Raw genomic sequence first — 20,779 nt, 5'->3', positions numbered from 1 at the left:
AGCCTCCGCGCGGTCCGGGCCGCCGTTCACCCCGCGGGACGCGGCCGCCCCGCCTCACACGCTCCACGTGAAGCGAGGCGGTCTGCGCTCCAGGAAGGCGGCGATCCCCTCCACGGTGTCGCCGCTGCCGCGGGCCTGCTCCGCCCAGTGGGCGTCGCGGTCGGTGCGTCCCGCGGCGAACTCCTTGGCGGCGGCCTGCGTCAGCTGCGAGCGGGCCGCCAGTACACGGGCGAACTCGGCCACCCGCTTGCCCAGTTCGCCCGAGGGCAGCACCTCGTCCACCAGGCCGGTGCGCAGGGCCCGCTCCGTGTCGATCAACTCGCCCGAGAACAGCAGGTACTTCGCGGTGGCCGGACCCACGAGCGAGACCAGCCGCCGGGTCGAGGACGCGGGGTACACGATGCCGAGCTTCGCCGGGGTGATCCCGAAGGAGGCGCCCTCCTCGGCGAACCTCAGATCGCAGGCGGCCGCCAGCTGGCAGCCGCCGCCCACGCAGTAGCCGCGGACCGCCGCCAGCGACGGCTTGGGGAACGCCGCGAGCGCCTCCTCGGCCCGTACGGCCAGCTCCTGCGGTGACTCCTCCGGAGCGGGCGTGCTCAGGGAGGTGATGTCGGCGCCCGCGCAGAAGGTGCCTCCGTCGCCGGTGAGCACCAGCACCCGTACGGCGGGGTCGCGGCCCAGTCCGTCCAGCAGCGCCGGCAGCTCCCGCCACATCGCGGCGGTCATCGCGTTGCGCCTGGCGGGATGGCTGATCACGACGGTCGCCACCCCGTCCGCCACCGTGTGCCGGACCTCCGGCTCCGCCTCGTGCGCCTCGTTCGTCCGGTCCATGCGCCGGATGCTATCCGCCGGGCCCCTACCTATGATCGGGACGGGGGTGTCGGCGCCGACACCGGCACCGACGGCAGTGACGACGGAGACGGCGACACCGGCCGGGACCGCGCAGCCGGCGAGGACGACAGCGACCGGGGAGGGCACGACGAGGAGGCACCCCATGACCGGTCCCGCCCAGGAGGGCAGAAAGCTCCGTCGCAGCTTCGGCTGGCTGGCGGCCCTCGGTGTGCTCCTCGTGATCGCCGGGATCGTGGGCCTCGTCTACACCGGCCTCGCGACCCTCACCTCGATGCTCCTGTTCGGCTGGCTGCTGCTCGTCGGCGGGCTGGTCGGACTGCTCCAGGCGATCGAGTCCCGCGGCAGCAGCTCCTTCTGGCTCAGTGTGGTCGTCGCCGCCCTGAACATCGCGGCCGGTGTGGTCGTCATCCGCCACCCGGAGGGCAGCGCGGAGGCACTGACCATGTTCGCCGCGCTGCTGTTCCTCACCGGCGGGCTCTTCCGGCTGGTGGGGTCGCTCGTGGTGCGGGGGCCGCAGTTCGGCTGGACCCTGCTCCAGGGCGCGTTCGGCCTGCTGCTGGGCATCCTGGTGCTGGCGAACTGGCCCGAGAGCAGCCGCTACGTCCTCGGCGTGTTCTTCTCCCTCGCCCTGCTCTTCGACGGGCTGGGGCTGATCGCGATCGGCGTGGGCGGTCGCCGTATCGTCGAGATGGTCGCGGACGGCGGACAGGGCGGGGGAGCCGGGGAGGCGTTGGGTCCGGCGTCCACCGGTCCGTCCGAGAGGTCATCAGAAGAGGGTCCGGACCGATCGAAGAACTGACCGGAACGCAATGACCCGGTCCGGAGCCGTCGATAGGAGCTGACTTCTGGTCAGCAGCCCGGTATGGACCAGCGCATTCCCAACACTCGTGTACACATCGGTTCCCAGCGACGTTTCACGAGGGTGGGTGCGGGACTATGGAGAGCCCCGGGAGCGTCCCGGCCCGGCCACTGTCGTACGAAGGCGTCTGGCGGTTCACCGCTCCCGCACTCGACGTGTCCGTACCGCAGGCCCGGCATGCCGTTCGCGATCTGGTCCGACACCAGGGCGTACCGGTCCACGACGAGGTGCTGCAGGGACTGCTGCTGATCGTGTCCGAACTCGTCACCAACGCCGTCCGGCACGCCGCCCTGCTCTCGCCGGAGGTGGCCATCGAGGTCGCGGTCGGTCCGCAGTGGATCCGGGTGGCCGTCGAGGACAACCACCCCTACCGGCCCAAGGCCCTGGAGAGCGACTCCGCCCGCACGGGCGGCCGGGGACTGCTCCTCGTCAAGGAGATCACCCGGGAGGCGGGCGGCGAGTGCGACGTCGAGCACACGTCGAGCGGTGGAAAGATCATCTGGGCGGCTCTGCCGTTCGTCCCCGTGAGCGGCGCGGCGCCCCTGTAGGGCCGCCGCGCCGGAGAGACTTCGCGCCCCGGCGGGTCACCAGCCTCCGGCCGGGCCCGTGAGCTCCCTGACCGCCGGGCGCGCCGCGTCCAGCACCGTCATGAACCAGGCCGAGAACGTGTCCCGGGCGTGGCGTTCCGCGAGTTCGGCCGCCGTCACGAACACCGTCTCCCCGACCTCCTCCGGGTCCGGCCGCAGCGGCGACTGCACCAGGCCCACGAAGAGGTGGTTGAACTCCTGCTCGACCAGGCCCGAGGCCGGGTCCGGATGGTTGTAGCGGACGGTCCCGGCCTCGGCGAGCAGCGAAGGCGAGACGCCCAGCTCCTCGTGGGTCCGCCGGGCCGCCGCCGTGAACGGGGCCTCGCCCGGATAGGGGTGCCCGCAGCAGGTGTTCGACCAGACTCCGGGGGAGTGGTACTTGCCGAGCGCCCGCCGCTGCAGGAGCAGCCGCCCGCGCTCGTCGAAGAGGAACACGGAGAACGCCCGGTGCAGTTGTCCCGGCGCCTGATGGGCGGAGAGTTTCTCCGCGGTGCCGATGGTTCGGCCGGTCTCGTCGACCAGTTCCAGCAGGATCTGTTGCGTGGTGCCGTTCGGCGAGCTGTTCGGCGCGGTGGCGGGTGTGATCGGCATAGCCATCCTTCGCTTCGGTCCTCGGCCCTGAGGGGCGCACCCAGTCTGCCGTACAAAAGCGGCTTGTCCGCACTTCACCGCCCCTGGGCATGTCCGTGCCCGTCGTGCGGGGAGCACGACGGGCACGGACGGCGGCTCAGACCCCGAACGCCTCCGGGTACGTGATCATGCCCTGCGGCGCCGTGTCGGAACCGTCCGGCGCCTCGGCCACCCAGGAGCGCCCCGGCAGCCACGCCGAAGGGTCCCGGCGGAGTGCGTCCACGAGCTCCGCCTCGCCGGCCGTGGGGAAGGCCGTCGCGTTGACGGCGTGCACGGCCGGGAGGTCGGCGTCCGTCTCCGGGCGGACCCGCCAGCGGGGGTCGGTGGGTCGCAGCACATGGCCGGTGTGATCGTACTCGGCACGTGAAGAACCCTTGGACGGGACGGGCTCCGGCCGACGTACGGATCAGGCCGGCGTACGGAAGGTGAGCGGCCGGGAACCCGGAGGCCGATGGTGGACCGGGCGCTGCACAGGGCAGCGTCGACTGCGACCGTCATCAACCTCGGCTCCTCCCGCTCCCGCCCGGGCCGACGAATCGCCTAGAAGACAGCCAGTCGGCGTCGGTCAGTCCGTGAGTCAGACCCGGCGGAGAAGCCACCACAAATCCTCACTGTCAGTCCAGCAGCCCTCAGTGGCAGTAGCCCGCCTCGTGCTCGGCATGACCGCCGGGCTCCAGCTGGAACGTGCAGTGCTCCACGTCGAAGTGCGACCCGAGGCAGCTCTGCAGTTCGTGCAGCATCTTCTCGTGGCCCACCGCGTCAAGGAAGCCGGGCGCCACCACCACGTGGGCGGAGAGGACCGGTATCCCGGAGGTGATGGTCCAGGCATGCAGGTCGTGCACGTCCACGACGCCGGGGAGGGCCTGGATGTGCTCGCGCACCTCGGCCATGTCGACGTCCTTCGGCGCCGCCTCCAGCAGCACGTTCAGCGTCTCCCTCAGCAGCTTCAGCGTCCGCGGCACGATCATCAGGCCGATGAGCAGCGAGGCGATCGGGTCGGCCGCCTGCCAGCCGGTCGCCAGGATGACGGCCGAGGAGATCAGCACCGCCACCGAGCCCAGCGCGTCCGCGAGGACCTCCAGATACGCGCCGCGCACGTTGAGGCTCTCCTTCTGCCCCCGCATCAGCAGGAACAGCGACACCGCGTTCGCGGCCAGACCGACGAGGGCGAAGAGGATGGCGACACCGCCCTTGGTCTCGGCCGGGGTGATGAAGCGCTGGATCGCCTCGTACAGCAGGAAACCGCCGACGCCGAGCAGCAGCACGCAGTTCGCGAGCGCGGCCAGGATCTCGGCCCTGGCCAGGCCGAAGGTGCGCTTCGCGTCGGGCGGGCGGCCGGCGAAGTGGATCGCGAGCAGCGCCATGGCGAGGCCCAGACCGTCGGTGGCCATGTGGGCGGCGTCGGCGATCAGGGCGAGCGAGTCCGCCAGCACACCGCCGGCGATCTCCAGGAGCATCACACTCAGCGTGATCGCCAGGGCGACCCGCAGCCGCCCCCGGTAGGCGGCGGCCGCGGTCCCCGTCGGCGGGCGTCCGCCGTGCGCGTGTCCGTGGTCGTGCCCTGCCCCCATGCGAGAAGCCTCCCGGATCACGGTGAACGATCTGTCCGAGTGGCCAGTGAACTACGGGCCGGCGATACCGGGCAACCCGACGCTGAACACCGTTGTCATATACTCTGACCTGCGGTTACGTCCGCTGGTCAGGGTGTCGGGAATCCACCGGGGCAGCTCTCCGCAGGGCTGCCTCGGGGCGGTGCAGCAGCCAGCCGGCCCACGCGGACTCGACCATCTCGCGTACCCCGCGCGAGGCCGTCCAGCCGAGCTCCCTGCCGATGCGTTCGACCGAAGCGACGGCTCGTGCCGCGTCACCTGGACGGCGCGGCTCGACGACCGCCGGCGTGCCGTGGCCCGTGACCTCGGCGACGACACGGGCCAGTGCGAGCACGGAGACGCCCTCGCCGCGGCCGACGTTCACCGTCAGGTCGCCGGCCCCGTCCTGGCCCGCCAGTCGGCGGGCCACCGTCAGATGGGCGTCGGCGAGATCGGCGACGTGGATGTAGTCGCGGACGCAGGTGCCGTCGGGCGTCGGGTAGTCGTCGCCGAAGATCCTCGGTGCGTCACCCCGGGTGATCCGGTCGAAGAACATCGGGATCACGTTGAACACCCCGGTGTCCGCGAGCTCCGGCCGGGCCGCGCCGGCGACGTTGAAGTAGCGAAGACAGCCGGTGGCGATGCCGTGGGCCCGGCCCGCCGCCCGCACCAGCCACTCGCCGGCGAGCTTGGTCTCTCCGTACGGGCTGATCGGCACGGTGGGGGTGTCCTCCGTGATCGGGTCCACGTCGGTCATCCCGTACACCGCCGCCGACGAGGAGAAGAGGAACCGCTTCACTCCCGCGTCGACGACGGCCTCCAGCAGCACCGTCAGCCCGTGAACGTTCTCCCGGTAGTAGCGCAGCGGCTGCTCCACCGATTCGCCGACCTGCTTCCGCGCCGCCAGGTGCACCACCCCCGTGACCGCGTACTCGGAGAGGACGCGGTCCAGCAGCTCCCCGTCCAGCAGGGTGCCCCTGACCAGGGGCACCCCCTCGGGCAGCCGGGCAGCGTTGCCCGTCGAGACGTCGTCGAGCACGACGACCCGCTCGCCGGCGCCGGTCATGGCGTGTGCCACGTGCGCTCCGATGTACCCCGCCCCGCCTGTGATCAGCCAAGTCATGCAGGCCACCCTAACCACGCGGTGTCAGGGGGCACCGGTGCCGGCAGGGGCGGTTTGTGGGGTCGGCCACTGATCGACGATGATGATCTCGGTCGCGGCACCGGCGGCCGGTCCCCGTTCAGGGCAAGGGATGCCCGGACCGAGGACGTGGCCGGCGGGACGAGCGGGAGCGTCCTCACCGGGAAACCTCAGTGAACTCGCGCTTCCGTCCATCCGATAGCCTCAGCCGACATGCCGCCGCCCGGTCCCGGGCCGAGCCGCCGTGCCCACCCATCTGATCAGCGCCAGGGAGTGAGTCCGTCTGTCGACCGCCATCCTCACCGGTCCGCCGGTACCCGGATCGCCGCTCGAGGGCGATCTGCGGTCGCTGGGCTTCGACGTACGCGTCGCCTCCGGGGCCGACGAGGCGGCCGAGCTGCTCGCCGCGGTCCCGGCCGCCGAGCGGGCCGCGCTCGTCGACCCGCGCTTCGTCGGCCACGTCCACGCGCTCCGCCTCGGCCTGACGGACCCCCGCTTCCCGGCCGCCGCGATCCCCGGCGCGGCCACGGCCCGGCCCGAGGCACGCGCCGCCCTGCTGGCGGCCCTGCGGGAGGCGGCCGGGCGGCCCACCGCGCAGTCGTCCCAGGACGGCACGTCCTCCGGCGCCACGGACGCCCACCCCGCCCCCGGCGATGTGCTCCCGGACCTCGTCGCGGGCGCTCTCGCATCCGAGGGCGCCGCTCCGCACCGCCCCGAGCTGGGGACCTTGGTGGCGACCGTGCCCGGCGACCCCCAGGCCCGCGACGACGCCCGGCGGGCCGTGGCGGCCGTCGACGACGAGGACGTCCGGCTGCGGTCCGCGGTGAAGGCGCGTGACGGATTCTTCACGACCTTCTGCATCAGCCCGTACTCGCGCTACCTCGCCCGCTGGTGCGCACGGCGCGGACTGACCCCGAACCAGGTCACCACGGCCTCGCTGATCACCGCGCTCATAGCGGCCGCAGCCGCGGCCACCGGCACCCGGGGCGGCTTCGTCGCCGCCGGCGTGCTGCTGATCCTCTCCTTCGTCCTCGACTGCACCGACGGGCAGCTCGCCCGCTACTCCCTGCAGTACTCGACGCTCGGCGCCTGGCTCGACGCCACCTTCGACCGGGCCAAGGAGTACGCCTACTACGCGGGCCTCGCCCTCGGTGCCGCACGCGGCGGGGACGACGTCTGGGCCCTGGCGCTCGGCGCCATGGTGCTGCAGACCTGCCGCCACGTGGTCGACTTCTCCTTCAACGAGGCCAACCACGACGCCACCGGCAACACCAGCCCCACCGCCGCCCTCTCCGACCGGCTCGACAGCGTCGGCTGGACGGTCTGGGTCCGGCGCATGATCGTGCTGCCGATCGGCGAGCGCTGGGCCATGATCGCGGTGCTGACCGCCGTCACCACCCCGCGGATCGTCTTCTACGCCCTGCTGATCGGCTGTGCCTTCGCCGCCGTGTACACCACCGCCGGCCGCGTGCTGCGCTCGCTCACCCGCAAGGCCCGAAGGACCGACCGCGCCGCACAGGCGCTCGCCGACCTCGCGGACTCCGGTCCCCTGGCGGAGGGCTTCGCCGCCGCGTTCCAGGGCGCGGCCCGCCGGCTGCCAGCGCTCGCTCCGCCGGCGATCGCCGTGACCGGCGCCGCGGTGGTCACCCTCACCGCGTGGCTCGCCCCCTACGGCAGCCCCTGGACGGCCGTCGCCGCCCTGGCCTACGCCCTCACCTCCGGCCTCGCCGTCGCGCGCCCGCTCAAGGGCTCCCTCGACTGGCTGGTGCCCCCGGTCTTCCGCGCCGCGGAGTACGGCACGATCCTGATCCTCGCCGACCGCGCGGACGTGAGCGGGGCCCTTCCCGCGGCATTCGGCCTGGTGGCCGCGGTCGCCTACCATCACTACGACACGGTGTACCGCATCCGCGGGGGCACCGGCGCGCCCCCGCACTGGCTGGTCCGGGCGGTAGGCGGGCACGAGGGGCGGACCCTGGCGGTCGCGCTGCTGGCCACCCTGCTCGGCGCCCCGCAGTTCACGATCGCGCTGACGGTCCTCGCGGTCGCCGTGGCACTGGTGGTGGTCGCGGAGTCCGTCCGCTTCTGGGTCTCCTCCGGAGCACCCGCCGTACACGACGAAGGAGAACCCGCATGATCGGCCTTGTTCTGGCTGCCGGTGCCGGACGGCGTCTGCGCCCCTACACCGACACGCTTCCGAAGGCCCTCGTGCCCGTGAACGGGGACCTCTCGGTCCTCGACCTGACGCTGAGGAACTTCAGCGAGATCGGCCTCACCGAGGTCGCCGTCGTCGTCGGCTACCGCAAGGAGGCCGTGTACGCGCGCAAGGACGAGCTGGAGGCCACGTACGGCCTGAAGCTCACCCTGATCGACAACGACAAGGCCGAGGAGTGGAACAACGCCTACTCCCTGTGGTGCGCCCGCGACGTGCTCGGGCGGGGCGTGATCCTCGCCAACGGCGACACCGTGCACCCGGTCTCCGTCGAGAAGACCCTGCTCGCCGCCCGTGGTGACGGTCGGCAGATCATCCTCGCCCTCGACACGGTGAAGCAGCTGGCCGACGAGGAGATGAAGGTCATCACCGCCGACGGCCTGGGCGTCCGGCAGATCACCAAGCTGATGGACCCGGCGGGTGCCACCGGTGAGTACATCGGCGTCACCCTCATCGAGCCCGAGGCCGCGGAGGAGCTCGCCGACGCGCTCAAGGCCACCTTCGAGCGCGACCCCGACCTCTACTACGAGGACGGCTACCAGGAGCTGGTGAACCGCGGCTTCCGGATCGACGTGGCCGCCATCGGCGACATCAGCTGGGTCGAGATCGACAACCACGACGACCTCGCGAAGGGCCGGGAGATCGCGTGCCAGTACTGACCCGGCTCATTCCGTCGCCGGTCGTCGTCGACGTCAGCTGCGGCGCGATGGACGATCTGGCCGGCCTGCTGGCCGACCAGCGCATCTCCGCGTCCGGCGAGCTGGCGTTCGCGATCAGCAACGGCTCGGGCCAGGCCCTGCGCGAGCGGCTGGCACCGGTGCTGCCCGGCGCCGACTGGTACGAGGTCGCGGACGGCACCATCGACTCGGCGGTCAAACTGGCCGACGACATCAAGGGCAAGCGCCGCTACGACGCGGTCGTCGGCCTCGGTGGCGGCAAGATCATCGACGTGGCGAAGTACGCCGCGGCGCGGGTCGGGCTGCCCATGGTCGCCGTCGCCACCAACCTGGCGCACGACGGTCTGTGCTCGCCGATCTCCATCCTGGACAACGACAACGGCCGCGGCTCCTACGGCGTCCCCGCGCCGATCGCCATGGTGATCGACCTCGACGTGGTGCGTGCGGCCCCGGTCCGGTTCGTCCGCTCCGGGATCGGCGACGCGATCTCCAACATCTCCGCGATCGCCGACTGGGAGCTGTCCCGCAAGGTCACCGGGGAGTCCGTCGACGGCCTGGCCGCCGCGATGGCCCGCACCGCCGGCGAGGCCGTGCTCCGCCACCCCGGGGGCGTCGGCGACGACGAGTTCCTGACGGTGCTCGCGGAGGCGCTGGTGCTCTCCGGTATCGCCATGTCGATCAGCGGTGACTCCCGGCCGTCCTCCGGCGCCTGCCACGAGATCAGCCACGCCTTCGACCTGCTCTACCCCAAGCGCGCCGCCAGCCACGGCGAGCAGGTCGGCCTGGGCGCCGCCTTCGCGATGCACCTGCGCGGCGCCGGGGAGGAGTCCGGGCTGTTCGCCGAGGTCCTGCGCAAGCACGGGCTGCCGGTCCTCCCCGAGGACATCGGCTTCTCCGCCGACGAGTTCGTCAGGGCCGTGGAGTACGCACCGCAGACCCGGCCCGGCCGGTTCACCATCCTCGAGCACCTCGACCTGTCCACCGACCAGATCAGGGACGCGTACGCCGACTATGCCAAGACCATCCGTAGCTGAGCTCCGTCCGGTCGTCCACCCCGCGGGTGTGAAGGACCGGCGCAGTGGCGAGCACTGGGGCGGCCGCCTGTACATGCGCGAGATCTCCCTGCGCATCACCCGCGTCCTGGTCGGCACCAAGGTCACGCCGAACCAGCTGACGTACCTGATGACGCTGGCCGGGGTCCTGGCCCTGCCGGCCCTGCTCGTCCCGGGCGTCTGGGGCGCCGTCCTCGGCGTGGTGATGGTCCAGCTCTACCTGCTGCTGGACTGCGTGGACGGCGAGGTCGCCCGCTGGAAGAAGCAGTACTCCCTGTCCGGCGTGTACCTGGACCGGGTCGGTGCCTACCTGTGCGACGCGGCCGTGCTCGTCGGCTTCGGCCTGCGCGCCGCGGACCTGTGGGGCGGCGGCCGGATCGACTGGCTCTGGGCCTTCCTCGGCACGCTCGCCGCGCTCGGCGCGATCCTGATCAAGGCCGAGACCGACCTGGTCGGCGTCGCCCGGCACCAGGCCGGGATGGAGCCGGTCAAGGACGCGGCGGCCGAGCCGCGCTCGTCCGGCATGGCGCTCGCCCGCCGGGCCGCCGCCGCGCTGAAGTTCCACCGGCTGGTCCTCGGTATCGAGGCGTCGCTGCTCATCCTGGTGCTGGCGGTCGCGGACCAGATGCGGGGCGACCTGTTCTTCTCCCGCCTCGGTGTGGCGGTGCTGGCCGGCATCGCACTGCTGCAGACGGTGCTGCACCTGGTGTCCATCCTCGTCTCCAGCAGGCTGAGGTGAGCCGTATGAAGCTCGGTGCCGTCATCATCACCATGGGCAACCGGCCCGACGACCTGCGCGCCCTCATCGACTCGGTCGCCAAGCAGGACGGCGACCCCGTCGAGGTGGTCGTCGTCGGCAACGGCGCCCCCGTCACGGGCGTGCCCGACGGCGTGCGCACGGTCGACCTGCCCGAGAACCTCGGCATCCCCGGCGGCCGCAACGTCGGCATCGAGGCGTTCGGGCCGGGCGGCGGCGACGTCGACGTACTGCTCTTCCTCGACGACGACGGCCTGCTGCCGAACAGCGACACCGCCGAGCTGGTACGCCGGGCGTTCGAGGAGGACCCCGCCCTCGGGATCGTCAGCTTCCGGATCGCCGACCCGGACACCGGCCTCACCCAGCGGCGGCACGTCCCGCGACTACGTGCGTCCGACCCGATGCGTTCCTCGCGCGTGACGACCTTCCTCGGCGGCGCCAACGCCGTCCGCACGAAGGTGCTGGAACAGGTTGGCGGGCTGCCGGACGAGTTCTTCTACGCCCACGAGGAGACCGACCTCGCCTGGCGGGCCCTCGACGCGGGCTGGATGATCGACTACCGGTCCGACATGGTGCTGCACCACCCGACGACGCCGCCCTCCCGGCATGCGGTCTACCACCGCATGGTGGCCCGCAACAGGGTGTGGCTGGCCCGTCGTAACCTGCCCGCCCCCCTGGTGCCCGTCTACCTCGGGGTGTGGATCCTGCTCACGCTCCTCAGGCGGCCCTCGGTCGCGGCGCTCAAGGCCTGGTTCGGCGGCTTCAAGGAGGGCTGGACCGCCCCGTGCGGGCCCCGCCGTCCCATGAAGTGGCGTACCGTGTGGCGACTGACGCGTCTGGGCCGACCGCCTGTCGTCTGACGGTCCGGGATCTGAGAGCATCGGGCGTACTCCGGGACCTGGCCGCCACCTGAGGCCCAAGCCGCGCATCTTGAACACGAAAGTCTCGACTTGTGAGTGACACAACCCACGACGGCGCGATCGCCACGAGCGCTCGCCCGTCTCCCGACGACGGTCTGGCACCGGCGGAGCTGGCCGCCAAGTACGGCCTGTCGGTGAGCGGTGCCCGCCCCGGGCTGGTCGAATACGTCAGGCAGCTCTGGGGCCGCCGGCACTTCATCCTGGCGTTCTCCCAGGCGAAGCTGACCGCCCAGTACAGCCAGGCGAAGCTCGGCCAGCTGTGGCAGGTCGCGACGCCGCTGCTGAACGCTCTCGTGTACTACCTGATCTTCGGCCTCATCCTCGGCGCGGGCCGCGGGATGGAGAAGGAGGTCTACATCCCGTTCCTGGTGACGGGCGTGTTCGTGTTCACGTTCACGCAGACGTCGGTCATGGCCGGTGTCCGGGCGATCTCCGGCAACCTGGGACTGGTGCGGGCCCTGCACTTCCCGCGCGCCTCGCTGCCGATCTCCTTTGCGCTGCAGCAGCTCCAGCAGCTGCTGTTCTCGATGGTCGTCCTCGTGCTGATCGTGGTCGCGTTCGGCAGCTACCCCTCGCTGAGCTGGCTGCTGGTACTGCCTGCCCTGGGACTGCAGTTCGTCTTCAACGTCGGCCTGGCGCTGATCATGGCGCGGATGGGCAGCAAGACGCCCGACCTCGCCCAGCTGATGCCGTTCATCATGCGGACCTGGATGTACGGCTCGGGCGTCATGTTCTCGATCAAGGTGATGCTCGCGGACAAGCCCGCGTGGATCGCCGAGGTCCTCATGTACAACCCCGCCGCGATCTACATGGACCTGATCCGCTTCGCCCTGATCGACGGGTACGACTCGTCGAACCTGCCCGCGCACGTGTGGCTGGCCGGCGGGCTGTGGGCGCTGCTGCTGGGAGTCGCCGGGTTCGTGTACTTCTGGAAGGCGGAGGAGCGCTATGGCCGTGGCTGACCACCTCGAGGACCCGCGTGCCGCCCGGGTGCCCACCGTCGTCGCCGACGACGTGCACATCGTGTACCGCGTCAACGGAGGCAGCGGCGGCAAGGGCAGCGCGACCGCCGCGCTGAGCCGGATCCTGCGGCGCGACCGCGGGGAGTCCCGCGGCGTCCGCAAGGTCCACGCCGTCCGGGGCGTCTCCTTCACCGCCTACCGCGGCGAGGCCATCGGGCTGATCGGCACGAACGGCTCCGGGAAGTCGACCCTGCTGCGTGCGATCGCGGGCCTGCTGCCCACCGAGAGCGGCAAGGTCTACACCGACGGCCAGCCGTCCCTGCTGGGTGTCAACGCGGCCCTCATGGGCGATCTGACCGGTGAGCGGAACGTCATCCTCGGTGGACTGGCCATGGGCATGCCGCGCGAGGAGATCCGCAGCCGCTACCAGGACATCGTGGACTTCTCCGGCATCAACGAGAAGGGCGACTTCATCACCCTGCCGATGCGCACGTACTCCTCCGGTATGGGCGCCCGGCTCCGGTTCGCGATCGCCGCGGCCAAGAACCACGACGTCCTGATGATCGACGAGGCGCTGGCCACCGGTGACCGCAAGTTCCAGATCCGCTCCGAGGAGCGCATCCGGGAGCTGCGGAAGGAGGCGGGAACGGTCTTCCTGGTCAGCCACAGCAACAAGTCGATCAGGGACACCTGCGACCGTGTGCTCTGGCTGGAGAAGGGCGAGCTCCTGATGGACGGCCCGACCGACGAGGTCATCAGGGCGTACGAGAAGGAGACCGGGAAGTAGACCGTCTCCCGCGGTGGGCCGAGGGTCCTGCCGGACCGATGGGCGGGGCCCGCGGCACGGGGAGGGGCGGCGGGCCGTGCGGCCGCGACCAGCCGCCACCCGCCGTTCCCCCTGCGGAGGTTGGCGACGCGCGGCTCTGCTCCCGCGACGCGGCGGGTCCCCGCCGAGGTCGGGGACGATGCGGAACGTAAGCTGTACCGGCGCTGATTCACGGCAAGTGGGCTGTGCACCCTGAGGCATCCCGGCTGCCGGACGGCCAAGCCCCTCGTGGGGACCGGCGGCGTGTCCGAAATAGGATGTATTCGGTCGGCAGTGTAGAACGGGAGATGTGACGGCCATGACGGAAGATCTCCAGCTCCGCGTGGGCAGTGCCGTCCCCGCAACTGGCAGCCCGCAGTGACAGGTACCCGGCAGGTGCGCCCCGACGCCTCCACGCGCACCACCCTCGCCAAGGCCGCGGACGAGAACTTCCCCGTGGCCCCCTTCTTCCTGCCGCGCGCCTGGCGCGGCGACCTCATGGCCGTCTACGGCTACGCCCGGCTCGTCGACGACATCGGCGACGGCGACCTCGCCCCGGGCGGAGCGGACGCCCGGCGGCTCGGCCTCGACCCCTCCCGGAGCGACGACCGGCTCGCGATGCTCGACGCCTTCGAGGCCGATCTGCGGCGGGTCTTTCCCGGCGGCGGCGGCGGCGGTCCGCGCCATCCCCTGCTGCGGGCACTGGTGCCGACCGTGCGCCGCCGCGCGCTCACCCCGGAGCCGTTCCTCGGCCTGATCGAGGCCAACCGCCAGGACCAGCTCGTCCGCCGCTACCAGACCTGGGGCGACCTCACGCGCTACTGCGAGCTCTCCGCCAACCCCGTCGGCCGACTCGTCCTGGCCATCACCGGTGCGGCCGGTCCCGAGCGCATCCGCCGGTCCGACGCCGTGTGCACCGCCCTGCAGATCGTCGAGCACCTCCAGGACGTCGCCGAGGACCTGGCCGCGGACCGGGTCTACCTGCCCGCCGACGACATGAAGCGGTTCCGCGTCACCGAGGACGACCTGGCGGCCCCCACCGCGAGCTCGTCCGTACGCGCCCTCATCGCCCACGAGGCCGCGCGGGCCGCACTGCTGCTGGAGGAGGGCATCCCGCTCGTGGGCAGCGTCCACGGCAGGCTCAGACTGCTGCTCGCCGGCTTCGTCGCCGGGGGACGCGCCGCCCTCGCCGCGATCGAGGCCGCCGGCCACGACGTCCTCCCCGGTCCGCCCCGGCCCACCAAGCCCCGGCTGATGCGTGAAGTGGCAGCCGTCCTGCACAGAGCGCGTAGAGAGGGGTGAGCCGGAACATGGAGGAGTTCACACACACGTCCGCGCCTGTCCGGGCCGCGTACAGCTACTGCGAGGCCGTCACCGGGACGCAGGCGCGCAACTTCGCGTACGGCATCAGGCTCCTGCCCGCCGACAAGCGCCAGGCCATGTCCGCGCTCTACGCCTTCTCGCGGCGCGTCGACGACATCGGCGACGGACTCCTCGGGGAGGCCGCCAAGCGGGACCGGCTCGAAGGGACCCGCGAGCTCCTCGGCAGGATCCGCGACGGGGCGGTGGACGAGGACGACACGGACCCGGTCGCCGTGGCTCTCGCGGACGCCGCGCACCGCTTCCCCATCCCCCTCGACGCCCTCGACGAGCTCATCGACGGTGTCCTCATGGACGTCCGCGGCGAGACCTACGAGACCTGGGACGACCTCAAGGTCTACTGCCGGTGTGTCGCGGGCGCCATCGGACGGCTCTCCCTCGGCGTCTTCGGCACCCTGCCCGGCGCATGCGGCGGCGAACGGGCCTCCGAGTACGCCGACACCCTCGGACTCGCCCTCCAGCTCACCAACATCCTGCGCGACGTCCGCGAGGACGCGAGCAGCGGCCGGACGTACCTGCCGACCGACGACCTCGCCAAGTTCGGCTGCACCGACGGATTCCAGCGCGCGATCCCGCCGTCCGGGGCCGACTTCACCGGACTCGTCCACTTCGAGGTGCGGCGCGCCCGGGGGCTGTTCGCCGAAGGCTACCGGCTGCTGCCGATGCTGGACCGGCGCAGCGGAGCCTGCGTGGCCGCCATGGCCGGGATCTACCGCCGGCTGCTCGACCGCATCGAGCGCGATCCCATGGCCGTCCTGCGCGGCCGTGTCTCCCTGCCAGGCCGGGAGAAGGCCTACGTCGCCGTGCGCGGCCTCTCCGGCCTCGACGCGCGGAACATCTCCCGCAAGGCCGTCAGGAGGCGCGTCCGATGACCCGGCTGAGGCCTCCCCGACGCCGTACGGCCGCCGGGCCTCGCGGTACGGTACGGCGCGCCGCGGCGGTTCCGGGCGTCCTCCCCGCCGGCGGGGAGGGCCCGTGACGTACCGGGACAGCACCTCCGAGCGGCACGCCGTCGTCGTCGGGGGCGGGCTCGCAGGCGTGACCGCCGCACTCCGCCTGGCCGACGCCGGTCTGCGCGTCACGCTCCTGGAGAACCGGCCCCGGCTCGGCGGACTCGCCTTCTCGTTCCGGCGCGGCGAGCTGACCGTCGACAACGGCCAGCACGTCTACCTGCGCTGCTGCACCGCGTACCGCTGGTTCCTCGACCGCGTCGACGGCGCCCGGCTCGCACCGCTCCAGCGGCGCCTCGACGTGCCCGTCCTCGACGTGGCCCACCCCAGGGGCCCCCGCCTCGGGCGGCTGCGCCGCACCGCCCTGCCCGTGCCCCTGCACCTCGCCGCGAGTCTCGCGGGCTACCCCCACCTCTCCCTGGCCGAGCGGGTCGCCGTCGGGCGCGCCGCGTTCGCGCTGAAGGGACTCGACCCCGCCGACCCCGCCCTCGACGGCATCGACTTCGCCACCTGGCTGCGGCGCCACGGCCAGTCCCCGCGTGCCGTCGAGGCCCTCTGGGACCTGGTCGGCGTCGCCACCCTCAACGCGACCGCGCCGAACGCCTCCATGGCCCTCGCCGCGACCGTCTTCAGGACCGGGCTGCTCTCCGACCCCGGTGCCGCCGACATCGGCTGGGCCCGGGTCCCCCTCGGCGAACTGCACGACACCCTGGCCCGCAAGGCCCTCGACACGGCCGGCGTCCGCACCGAACTGCGCACGCGCGTCAGCGAGGTCACCCGGGCGGACGACGGGCGCTGGAACGTCACGGCAGGCACCGGCCGGCTGGCCGCGGACGCCGTCGTCCTCGCAGTGCCGCAGCGCGAGGCGCACGCACTGCTCCCCGAGGGCGCCCTGGACGACCCGGACCGGCTGCTCGGCATCGGGACCGCACCGATCCTCAACCTGCACGTGGTCTACGACCGCCGGGTGCTGCGCCGGCCCTTCTTCGCGGCGCTGGGCAGCCCCGTCCAGTGGGTCTTCGACCGCACCGACGCCTCCGGCCTGGCGGCGGGCGGGCCCGGGGGCGACGGCGGCGCGCGAAGCACCGGACAGTACCTCGCGCTGTCCCAGTCCGCCGCCGAGGACGAGATCGACACCCCCGTCTCCGTGCTGCGCGAGCGCTACCTTCCCGAGCTGGAACGGCTGCTGCCCGCCGCCCGCCGGGCGCAGGTGCGGGACTTCTTCGTCACCAGGGAACGCACGGCGACCTTCGCCCCCGCCCCCGGTGTCGGTAGGCTCCGGCCCGCCGCCCGTACCAACGCCCCCGGCCTCTGCCTGGCCGGGTCGTGGACCGCCACCGGCTGGCCCGCGACCATGGAGGGCGCTGTGCGCAGCGGACTGAGCGCCGCCGGTGCGGCGCTCGCAGCACTCGGCCGCCGCCACGAACATCCGCTCGAGGAGGCGGCATGAGAACCACGTCCGGAACCAGAGGAGAGAAAGTGCCGACTGCGCCTTCGGCGAACCCGGCTGTCGACACCGAGGCCGTCACCGCGCTGCTCGAGCGCGGGCGGACGATGTCCACCCCGGTGCTGCGCGCTGCCGTTGACAGGCTCGCGCCCCCCATGGACACCGTCGCCGCCTACCACTTCGGCTGGATCGACGCCCACGGCCGTCCCGCGGACGGCGACGGCGGCAAGGCCGTGCGCCCGGCGCTGGCGCTGCTGTCCGCCGAGGCCGCCGGGGCGCCGCCCGAGGTGGGCGTCCCCGGTGCCGTCGCCGTCGAGCTGGTGCACAACTTCTCACTGCTCCACGACGACCTGATGGACGGTGACGAGCAGCGCCGCCACCGCGACACGGTGTGGAAGGTGCACGGGCCCGCGCAGGCCATCCTCGTCGGCGACGCGCTCTTCGCCCTCGCCAACGAGATCCTGCTCGAGCTCGGCACCGTGGAGGCCGGCCGCGCCACCCGCCGGCTCACCACCGCCACCCGCAAGCTCATCGACGGCCAGGCCCAGGACATCTCCTACGAGCACCGCGAGCGGGTCACCGTCGAGGAGTGCCTGGAGATGGAGGGCAACAAGACGGGCGCCCTGCTCGCCTGCGCCGTGTCCATCGGCGCGGTCCTCGGCGGCGCCGACGACCGTACCGCCGACACCCTGGAGGCGTACGGCCACCACCTGGGCCTCGCCTTCCAGGCCGTGGACGACCTGCTCGGCATCTGGGGCGACCCAGAGGCCACCGGCAAGCAGACCTGGAGCGACCTGCGCCAGCGCAAGAAGTCCCTGCCGGTCGTCGCCGCGCTCGCCGCGGGCGGTCCCGCGTCGCAGCGGCTCGGGGAACTGCTCGCCGCCGACGCCAAGAGCAATGACTTCGACAGCTTCTCCGAGGAGGAGTTCGCCGCCCGGGCGGCGCTGATCGAGGAGGCGGGCGGTCGCGACTGGACCTCGCAGGAGGCCCGCAGGCAGCACGCCGTCGCCGTGGAGGCGCTGGACCGGGTCGACATGCCCGAGCACGTCAGGGCACAGCTCGTCGCCCTCGCCGACTTCGTCGTCGTGCGCAAGAGATGAGCACCGGGCCGCGGACGGCACCCACGGAGACGGTCACGATCAATCGCATATGAGTTCGCAGTCGCCGGCCGGTGCCCTCCCGGCACCGGCCGACGGCAGACCCGACGCAGCACGTCCGACTGCACGAAGGGGAAGCCATGACAGCGACGACCGACGGAAGCGGCGGGCCCCCGGCGTCCCGCGCAGCCTCGGCCAGCGACCGCACGACCGATCACCGACCGGCTCCGGAGGACTCCGGAAACCTCGGCACCACCGCGCTGCTGGCGGCGCAGCGCTCCGTCGAGCACCTGCTCGGCAGGCAGGACCCGCAGGGCTGGTGGAAGGCCGACCTCGAGACCAACGTCACCATGGACGCCGAGGACCTGCTGCTCCGTCAGTTCCTCGGGATCCAGGACGAGAAGACCACCGCCGCCGCCGCCGTCTTCATCCGCGGCGAGCAGCGCGCCGACGGCACCTGGGCCACCTTCTACGGCGGCCCCGGCGAACTCTCCACCACCGTCGAGGCGTACGTCGCCCTGCGCCTCGCCGGCGACCGCCCCGACGATCCGCACATGGAACGAGCCGCCGCCTGGGTCCGGGCGCAGGGCGGCATCGCCGCCAGCCGCGTCTTCACCCGCATCTGGCTGGCGCTCTTCGGCTGGTGGAAGTGGGAGGACCTGCCCCAGCTGCCGCCCGAACTCATCTATCTGCCCTCGTGGTTCCCGCTCAACATCTACGACTTCGGCTGCTGGGCCCGCCAGACCATCGTGCCGCTCACCGTCGTCTCGGCGAAGCGGCCCGTACGGCCCGCGCCGTTCGCGCTCGACGAGCTGCACACGGACCGCCGCAACCCCAGCCCGCCCCGTCCTCTGGCTCCGGCGGCCAGTTGGGACGGGGTCTTCCAGCGCCTCGACCGGCTGCTGCACCGCTATCACAAGGTGGCCCTGCGCCCGCTGCGCCGCGCGGCGATGAACAGCGCCGCCCGCTGGATCATCGAGCGGCAGGAGAACGACGGCTGCTGGGGCGGCATCCAGCCGCCGGCCGTCTACTCAGTGATCGCCCTCCATCTGCTCGGCTACGACATCGACCACCCCGTGATGCGCGCCGGACTGGAGTCGCTGGACCGCTTCGCCGTGTGGCGGGACGAGTCCACCGGGCCGGGCGGCCGTCCGGAGGGCCCGGCCAGGATGGTCGAGGCCTGCCAGTCGCCCGTGTGGGACACCTGCCTGACCGTCGTCGCGCTCTCCGACGCCGGGGTGCCCGCGGACCACCCGGCACTGGTCAGGGCAGCCGACTGGATGCTCGGCGAGCAGATCACCCGGCCCGGTGACTGGGCCGTGCGCAGGCCGCGCCTCGCGCCCGGCGGCTGGGCGTTCGAGTTCCACAACGACAACTACCCGGACGTCGACGACACGGCCGAGGTCGTCCTCGCTTTGCGCCGCGTGAAGCACCCGGACCCGCTCCGCGTCGACGAGGCGGTCGCGCGGGCGGGCAACTGGACGCTGGGGATGCAGTCGAGGAACGGGGCCTGGGGCGCGTTCGACGCCGACAACACCGGCACCTTCCCGAACCGGCTGCCCTTCTGCGACTTCGGGGAGGTCGTCGACCCGCCGTCCGCCGACGTCACCGCGCACGTCGTGGAGATGCTGGCCCACGAGGGCCGGGCACACCACCCACGCACCCGCCGGGGAGTCGAATGGCTGCTGCGTGAACAGGAGCCGAACGGCGCCTGGTTCGGGCGGTGGGGCGTCAACCACCTCTACGGCACGGGAGCGGTCGTTCCGGCGCTCGTCGCGGCCGGGGTGCCCGGCTCGCACCCCGCGATCCGCCGGGCCGTCGGCTGGCTGGAGTCCGTCCAGAACGACGACGGCGGCTGGGGCGAGGACCTGCGCTCGTACCGGGAGGAGTCGTGGATCGGCCGCGGCTTCTCCACCCCCTCCCAGACCGGCTGGGCGCTGCTGGCGCTGCTGGCGGCGGGGGAGCGGGACGGGAAGGCCGTCGGGCGGGGCATCGCGTTCCTCGCCGCCGCACAGCGCGAGGACGGCTCCTGGGACGAGCCCTACTTCACCGGGACCGGCTTCCCCTGGGACTTCTCCATCAACTACCACATCTACCGGCAGGTCTTCCCGCTGATGGCCCTCGGCCGGTACGTCCACGGGGAGCCGTCCACCGGCCGGAACGGGGGCTGAGTGTCCGCCGCCCCGGGTACGCCGCCCGCCGATGAACCGGTCCCTCCGCTGCTGATCGCCTGCGCCCTCGGCATCGAGCGGCTCGCCCTGCGCGCGGGCGGCCGCAGCGGCGCGCCGGGGCCGGTGACCCTGCTCCGAACGGGCATGGGCCCGAAGAACGCGGAGCGTGCCCTCACCGAGGCCCTGGGTGACGGAGCGGAGGGTCGCGATCGCCGTGCCGGGGTCGTCCGGGCGGCCGGGGTCATCGCCTCCGGCTTCTGCGCGGGGCTCGCCCCGGGAATGCACCCCGGCGACGTGGTGGTGGCCGACGAGACCCGGGGGGCCTGGGGCGCCACGCCCTGCACGGCCACGGACGTGCTGACGGAGGCCCTGGCCAGGGCTGTGCCGGGGCGCACCGTGCACACCGGCCCGCTCACCGCCTCCGACCACGTGGTGCGCGGACAGGAGCGGACCGGGCTGGCGGCGACCGGCGCGATCGCGGTGGACATGGAGTCCGCCGCGACGCTGCGCAGCGCCCGGAGAGCCGGGGTGCGCCCGGTTGCGGCCGTCCGGGTGGTCGTGGACGCTCCAGAGCATGAGCTGGTCCGTATCGGCACGGTACGCGGTGGAATATCGGCTTTCCGCGTTCTGCGTGCCGTACTGCCCGCTTTCTACGAATGGCACCGTTCTTTGCTGCTCCCCAGGAGGTGAGCCA

At 72.5% G+C, this 20,779-nt stretch carries 19 protein-coding genes and 1 pseudogene; 15 read left to right on the top strand and 5 right to left on the bottom strand.

Going from position 1 to position 20,779, the window contains the following annotated elements; translation table 11 throughout:
* Positions 1-54: 54 nt before the first annotated feature.
* On the bottom strand, positions 55-831 hold the full coding sequence (locus QMZ92_RS14715; RefSeq protein ID WP_283297817.1) for an enoyl-CoA hydratase/isomerase family protein: 777 nt from the start codon (positions 829-831) through the stop codon (positions 55-57).
* Positions 832-994: 163 nt separating this feature from the next.
* Between QMZ92_RS14715 and QMZ92_RS14710 the strand changes: the two genes are divergently transcribed.
* Together QMZ92_RS14710 and QMZ92_RS14705 are read left to right on the top strand one after the other, a co-directional pair.
* Positions 995-1,651 carry an HdeD family acid-resistance protein gene (locus tag QMZ92_RS14710; protein WP_283297816.1) on the top strand — a complete coding sequence of 219 codons (657 nt, stop codon included), beginning with the start codon at positions 995-997 and terminating at the stop codon, positions 1,649-1,651.
* 137 nt (positions 1,652-1,788) lie between these two features.
* The gene (locus QMZ92_RS14705; protein ID WP_283297815.1) at positions 1,789-2,259 is read left to right on the top strand and encodes an ATP-binding protein; all 471 of its coding nucleotides are present in this window, start codon (positions 1,789-1,791) and stop codon (positions 2,257-2,259) included.
* Between the two features lie 36 nt (positions 2,260-2,295).
* Here QMZ92_RS14705 and idi read toward each other — a convergent pair whose 3' ends face one another.
* The 4 genes and pseudogenes from idi to galE form a co-directional block, all read right to left on the bottom strand.
* Complete coding sequence (gene idi, locus QMZ92_RS14700) at positions 2,296-2,889, bottom strand: isopentenyl-diphosphate Delta-isomerase (protein WP_283297814.1); 594 nt, start codon at positions 2,887-2,889, stop codon at positions 2,296-2,298.
* Between the two features lie 187 nt (positions 2,890-3,076).
* A pseudogene (locus QMZ92_RS14695) lies at positions 3,077-3,268 on the bottom strand (transferase); the annotation flags it as partial.
* 289 nt (positions 3,269-3,557) lie between these two features.
* Positions 3,558-4,499 carry a cation diffusion facilitator family transporter gene (locus tag QMZ92_RS14690; RefSeq protein WP_283297813.1) on the bottom strand — a complete coding sequence of 314 codons (942 nt, stop codon included), beginning with the start codon at positions 4,497-4,499 and terminating at the stop codon, positions 3,558-3,560.
* Between the two features lie 115 nt (positions 4,500-4,614).
* Positions 4,615-5,640, bottom strand: coding sequence for a UDP-glucose 4-epimerase GalE (galE, locus tag QMZ92_RS14685; protein ID WP_283297812.1), 1,026 nt, complete (start codon positions 5,638-5,640; stop codon positions 4,615-4,617).
* 301 nt (positions 5,641-5,941) lie between these two features.
* Here galE and QMZ92_RS14680 point away from each other — a divergent pair, with 301 nt between their 5' ends.
* The 13 genes from QMZ92_RS14680 to QMZ92_RS14620 all read left to right on the top strand — a co-directional run bounded on the left by QMZ92_RS14680 (position 5,942) and on the right by QMZ92_RS14620 (position 20,775).
* A complete protein-coding gene (locus QMZ92_RS14680; RefSeq protein WP_283297862.1) occupies positions 5,942-7,792 on the top strand; it encodes a DUF5941 domain-containing protein in 1,851 nt (616 codons plus the stop codon).
* A complete protein-coding gene (locus QMZ92_RS14675; RefSeq protein ID WP_283297811.1) occupies positions 7,789-8,526 on the top strand; it encodes a phosphocholine cytidylyltransferase family protein in 738 nt (245 codons plus the stop codon). Before QMZ92_RS14680 ends, QMZ92_RS14675 begins: the two co-directional genes overlap by 4 nt.
* Positions 8,514-9,578, top strand: a complete 1,065-nt coding sequence (locus tag QMZ92_RS14670) for an iron-containing alcohol dehydrogenase family protein (RefSeq protein ID WP_283297810.1) — start codon at positions 8,514-8,516, stop codon at positions 9,576-9,578. The genes QMZ92_RS14675 and QMZ92_RS14670 overlap by 13 nt, the downstream gene beginning before the upstream one ends.
* On the top strand, positions 9,556-10,335 hold the full coding sequence (locus QMZ92_RS14665; protein ID WP_283297809.1) for a CDP-alcohol phosphatidyltransferase family protein: 780 nt from the start codon (positions 9,556-9,558) through the stop codon (positions 10,333-10,335). The genes QMZ92_RS14670 and QMZ92_RS14665 overlap by 23 nt, the downstream gene beginning before the upstream one ends.
* A gap of 5 nt (positions 10,336-10,340) precedes the next feature.
* Positions 10,341-11,213 (top strand): glycosyltransferase family 2 protein, encoded by an 873-nt coding sequence (locus QMZ92_RS14660; RefSeq protein WP_283297808.1) that lies wholly within the window; start codon positions 10,341-10,343, stop codon positions 11,211-11,213.
* A 92-nt stretch (positions 11,214-11,305) separates the two neighbouring features.
* Entirely contained in the window at positions 11,306-12,235 is a 930-nt protein-coding gene (locus QMZ92_RS14655; RefSeq protein WP_283297807.1) for an ABC transporter permease, read from the top strand.
* Positions 12,222-13,022 (top strand): ABC transporter ATP-binding protein, encoded by an 801-nt coding sequence (locus QMZ92_RS14650; RefSeq protein WP_283297806.1) that lies wholly within the window; start codon positions 12,222-12,224, stop codon positions 13,020-13,022. The genes QMZ92_RS14655 and QMZ92_RS14650 overlap by 14 nt, the downstream gene beginning before the upstream one ends.
* Positions 13,023-13,418: 396 nt before the next feature.
* The gene (gene hpnC / locus QMZ92_RS14645) at positions 13,419-14,342 is read left to right on the top strand and encodes a squalene synthase HpnC (RefSeq protein ID WP_502962056.1); all 924 of its coding nucleotides are present in this window, start codon (positions 13,419-13,421) and stop codon (positions 14,340-14,342) included.
* Positions 14,343-14,350: 8 nt separating this feature from the next.
* Positions 14,351-15,292 (top strand): presqualene diphosphate synthase HpnD, encoded by a 942-nt coding sequence (hpnD, locus tag QMZ92_RS14640; protein ID WP_283297804.1) that lies wholly within the window; start codon positions 14,351-14,353, stop codon positions 15,290-15,292.
* Between the two features lie 103 nt (positions 15,293-15,395).
* The gene (hpnE, locus tag QMZ92_RS14635; protein WP_283297803.1) at positions 15,396-16,820 is read left to right on the top strand and encodes a hydroxysqualene dehydroxylase HpnE; all 1,425 of its coding nucleotides are present in this window, start codon (positions 15,396-15,398) and stop codon (positions 16,818-16,820) included.
* Complete coding sequence (locus QMZ92_RS14630) at positions 16,817-17,917, top strand: polyprenyl synthetase family protein (RefSeq protein ID WP_283297802.1); 1,101 nt, start codon at positions 16,817-16,819, stop codon at positions 17,915-17,917. The genes hpnE and QMZ92_RS14630 overlap by 4 nt, the downstream gene beginning before the upstream one ends.
* Before the next feature lie 137 nt (positions 17,918-18,054).
* Positions 18,055-20,085, top strand: a complete 2,031-nt coding sequence (shc, locus tag QMZ92_RS14625) for a squalene--hopene cyclase (protein WP_283297801.1) — start codon at positions 18,055-18,057, stop codon at positions 20,083-20,085.
* Positions 20,086-20,775: a phosphorylase family protein gene (locus QMZ92_RS14620; protein WP_283297800.1), complete on the top strand. Its 690-nt coding sequence runs from the start codon at positions 20,086-20,088 to the stop codon at positions 20,773-20,775.
* Positions 20,776-20,779 lie beyond the last annotated feature (4 nt).

This window comes from Streptomyces sp. HNM0645, assembly GCF_030056615.1.
In the GTDB taxonomy this organism is placed as follows: Bacteria; Actinomycetota; Actinomycetes; order Streptomycetales; family Streptomycetaceae; genus Streptomyces; species Streptomyces marianii.
Note: the sequence above shows the minus strand (reverse complement) of the source record. Positions and strands in the feature narration are given on the sequence as shown.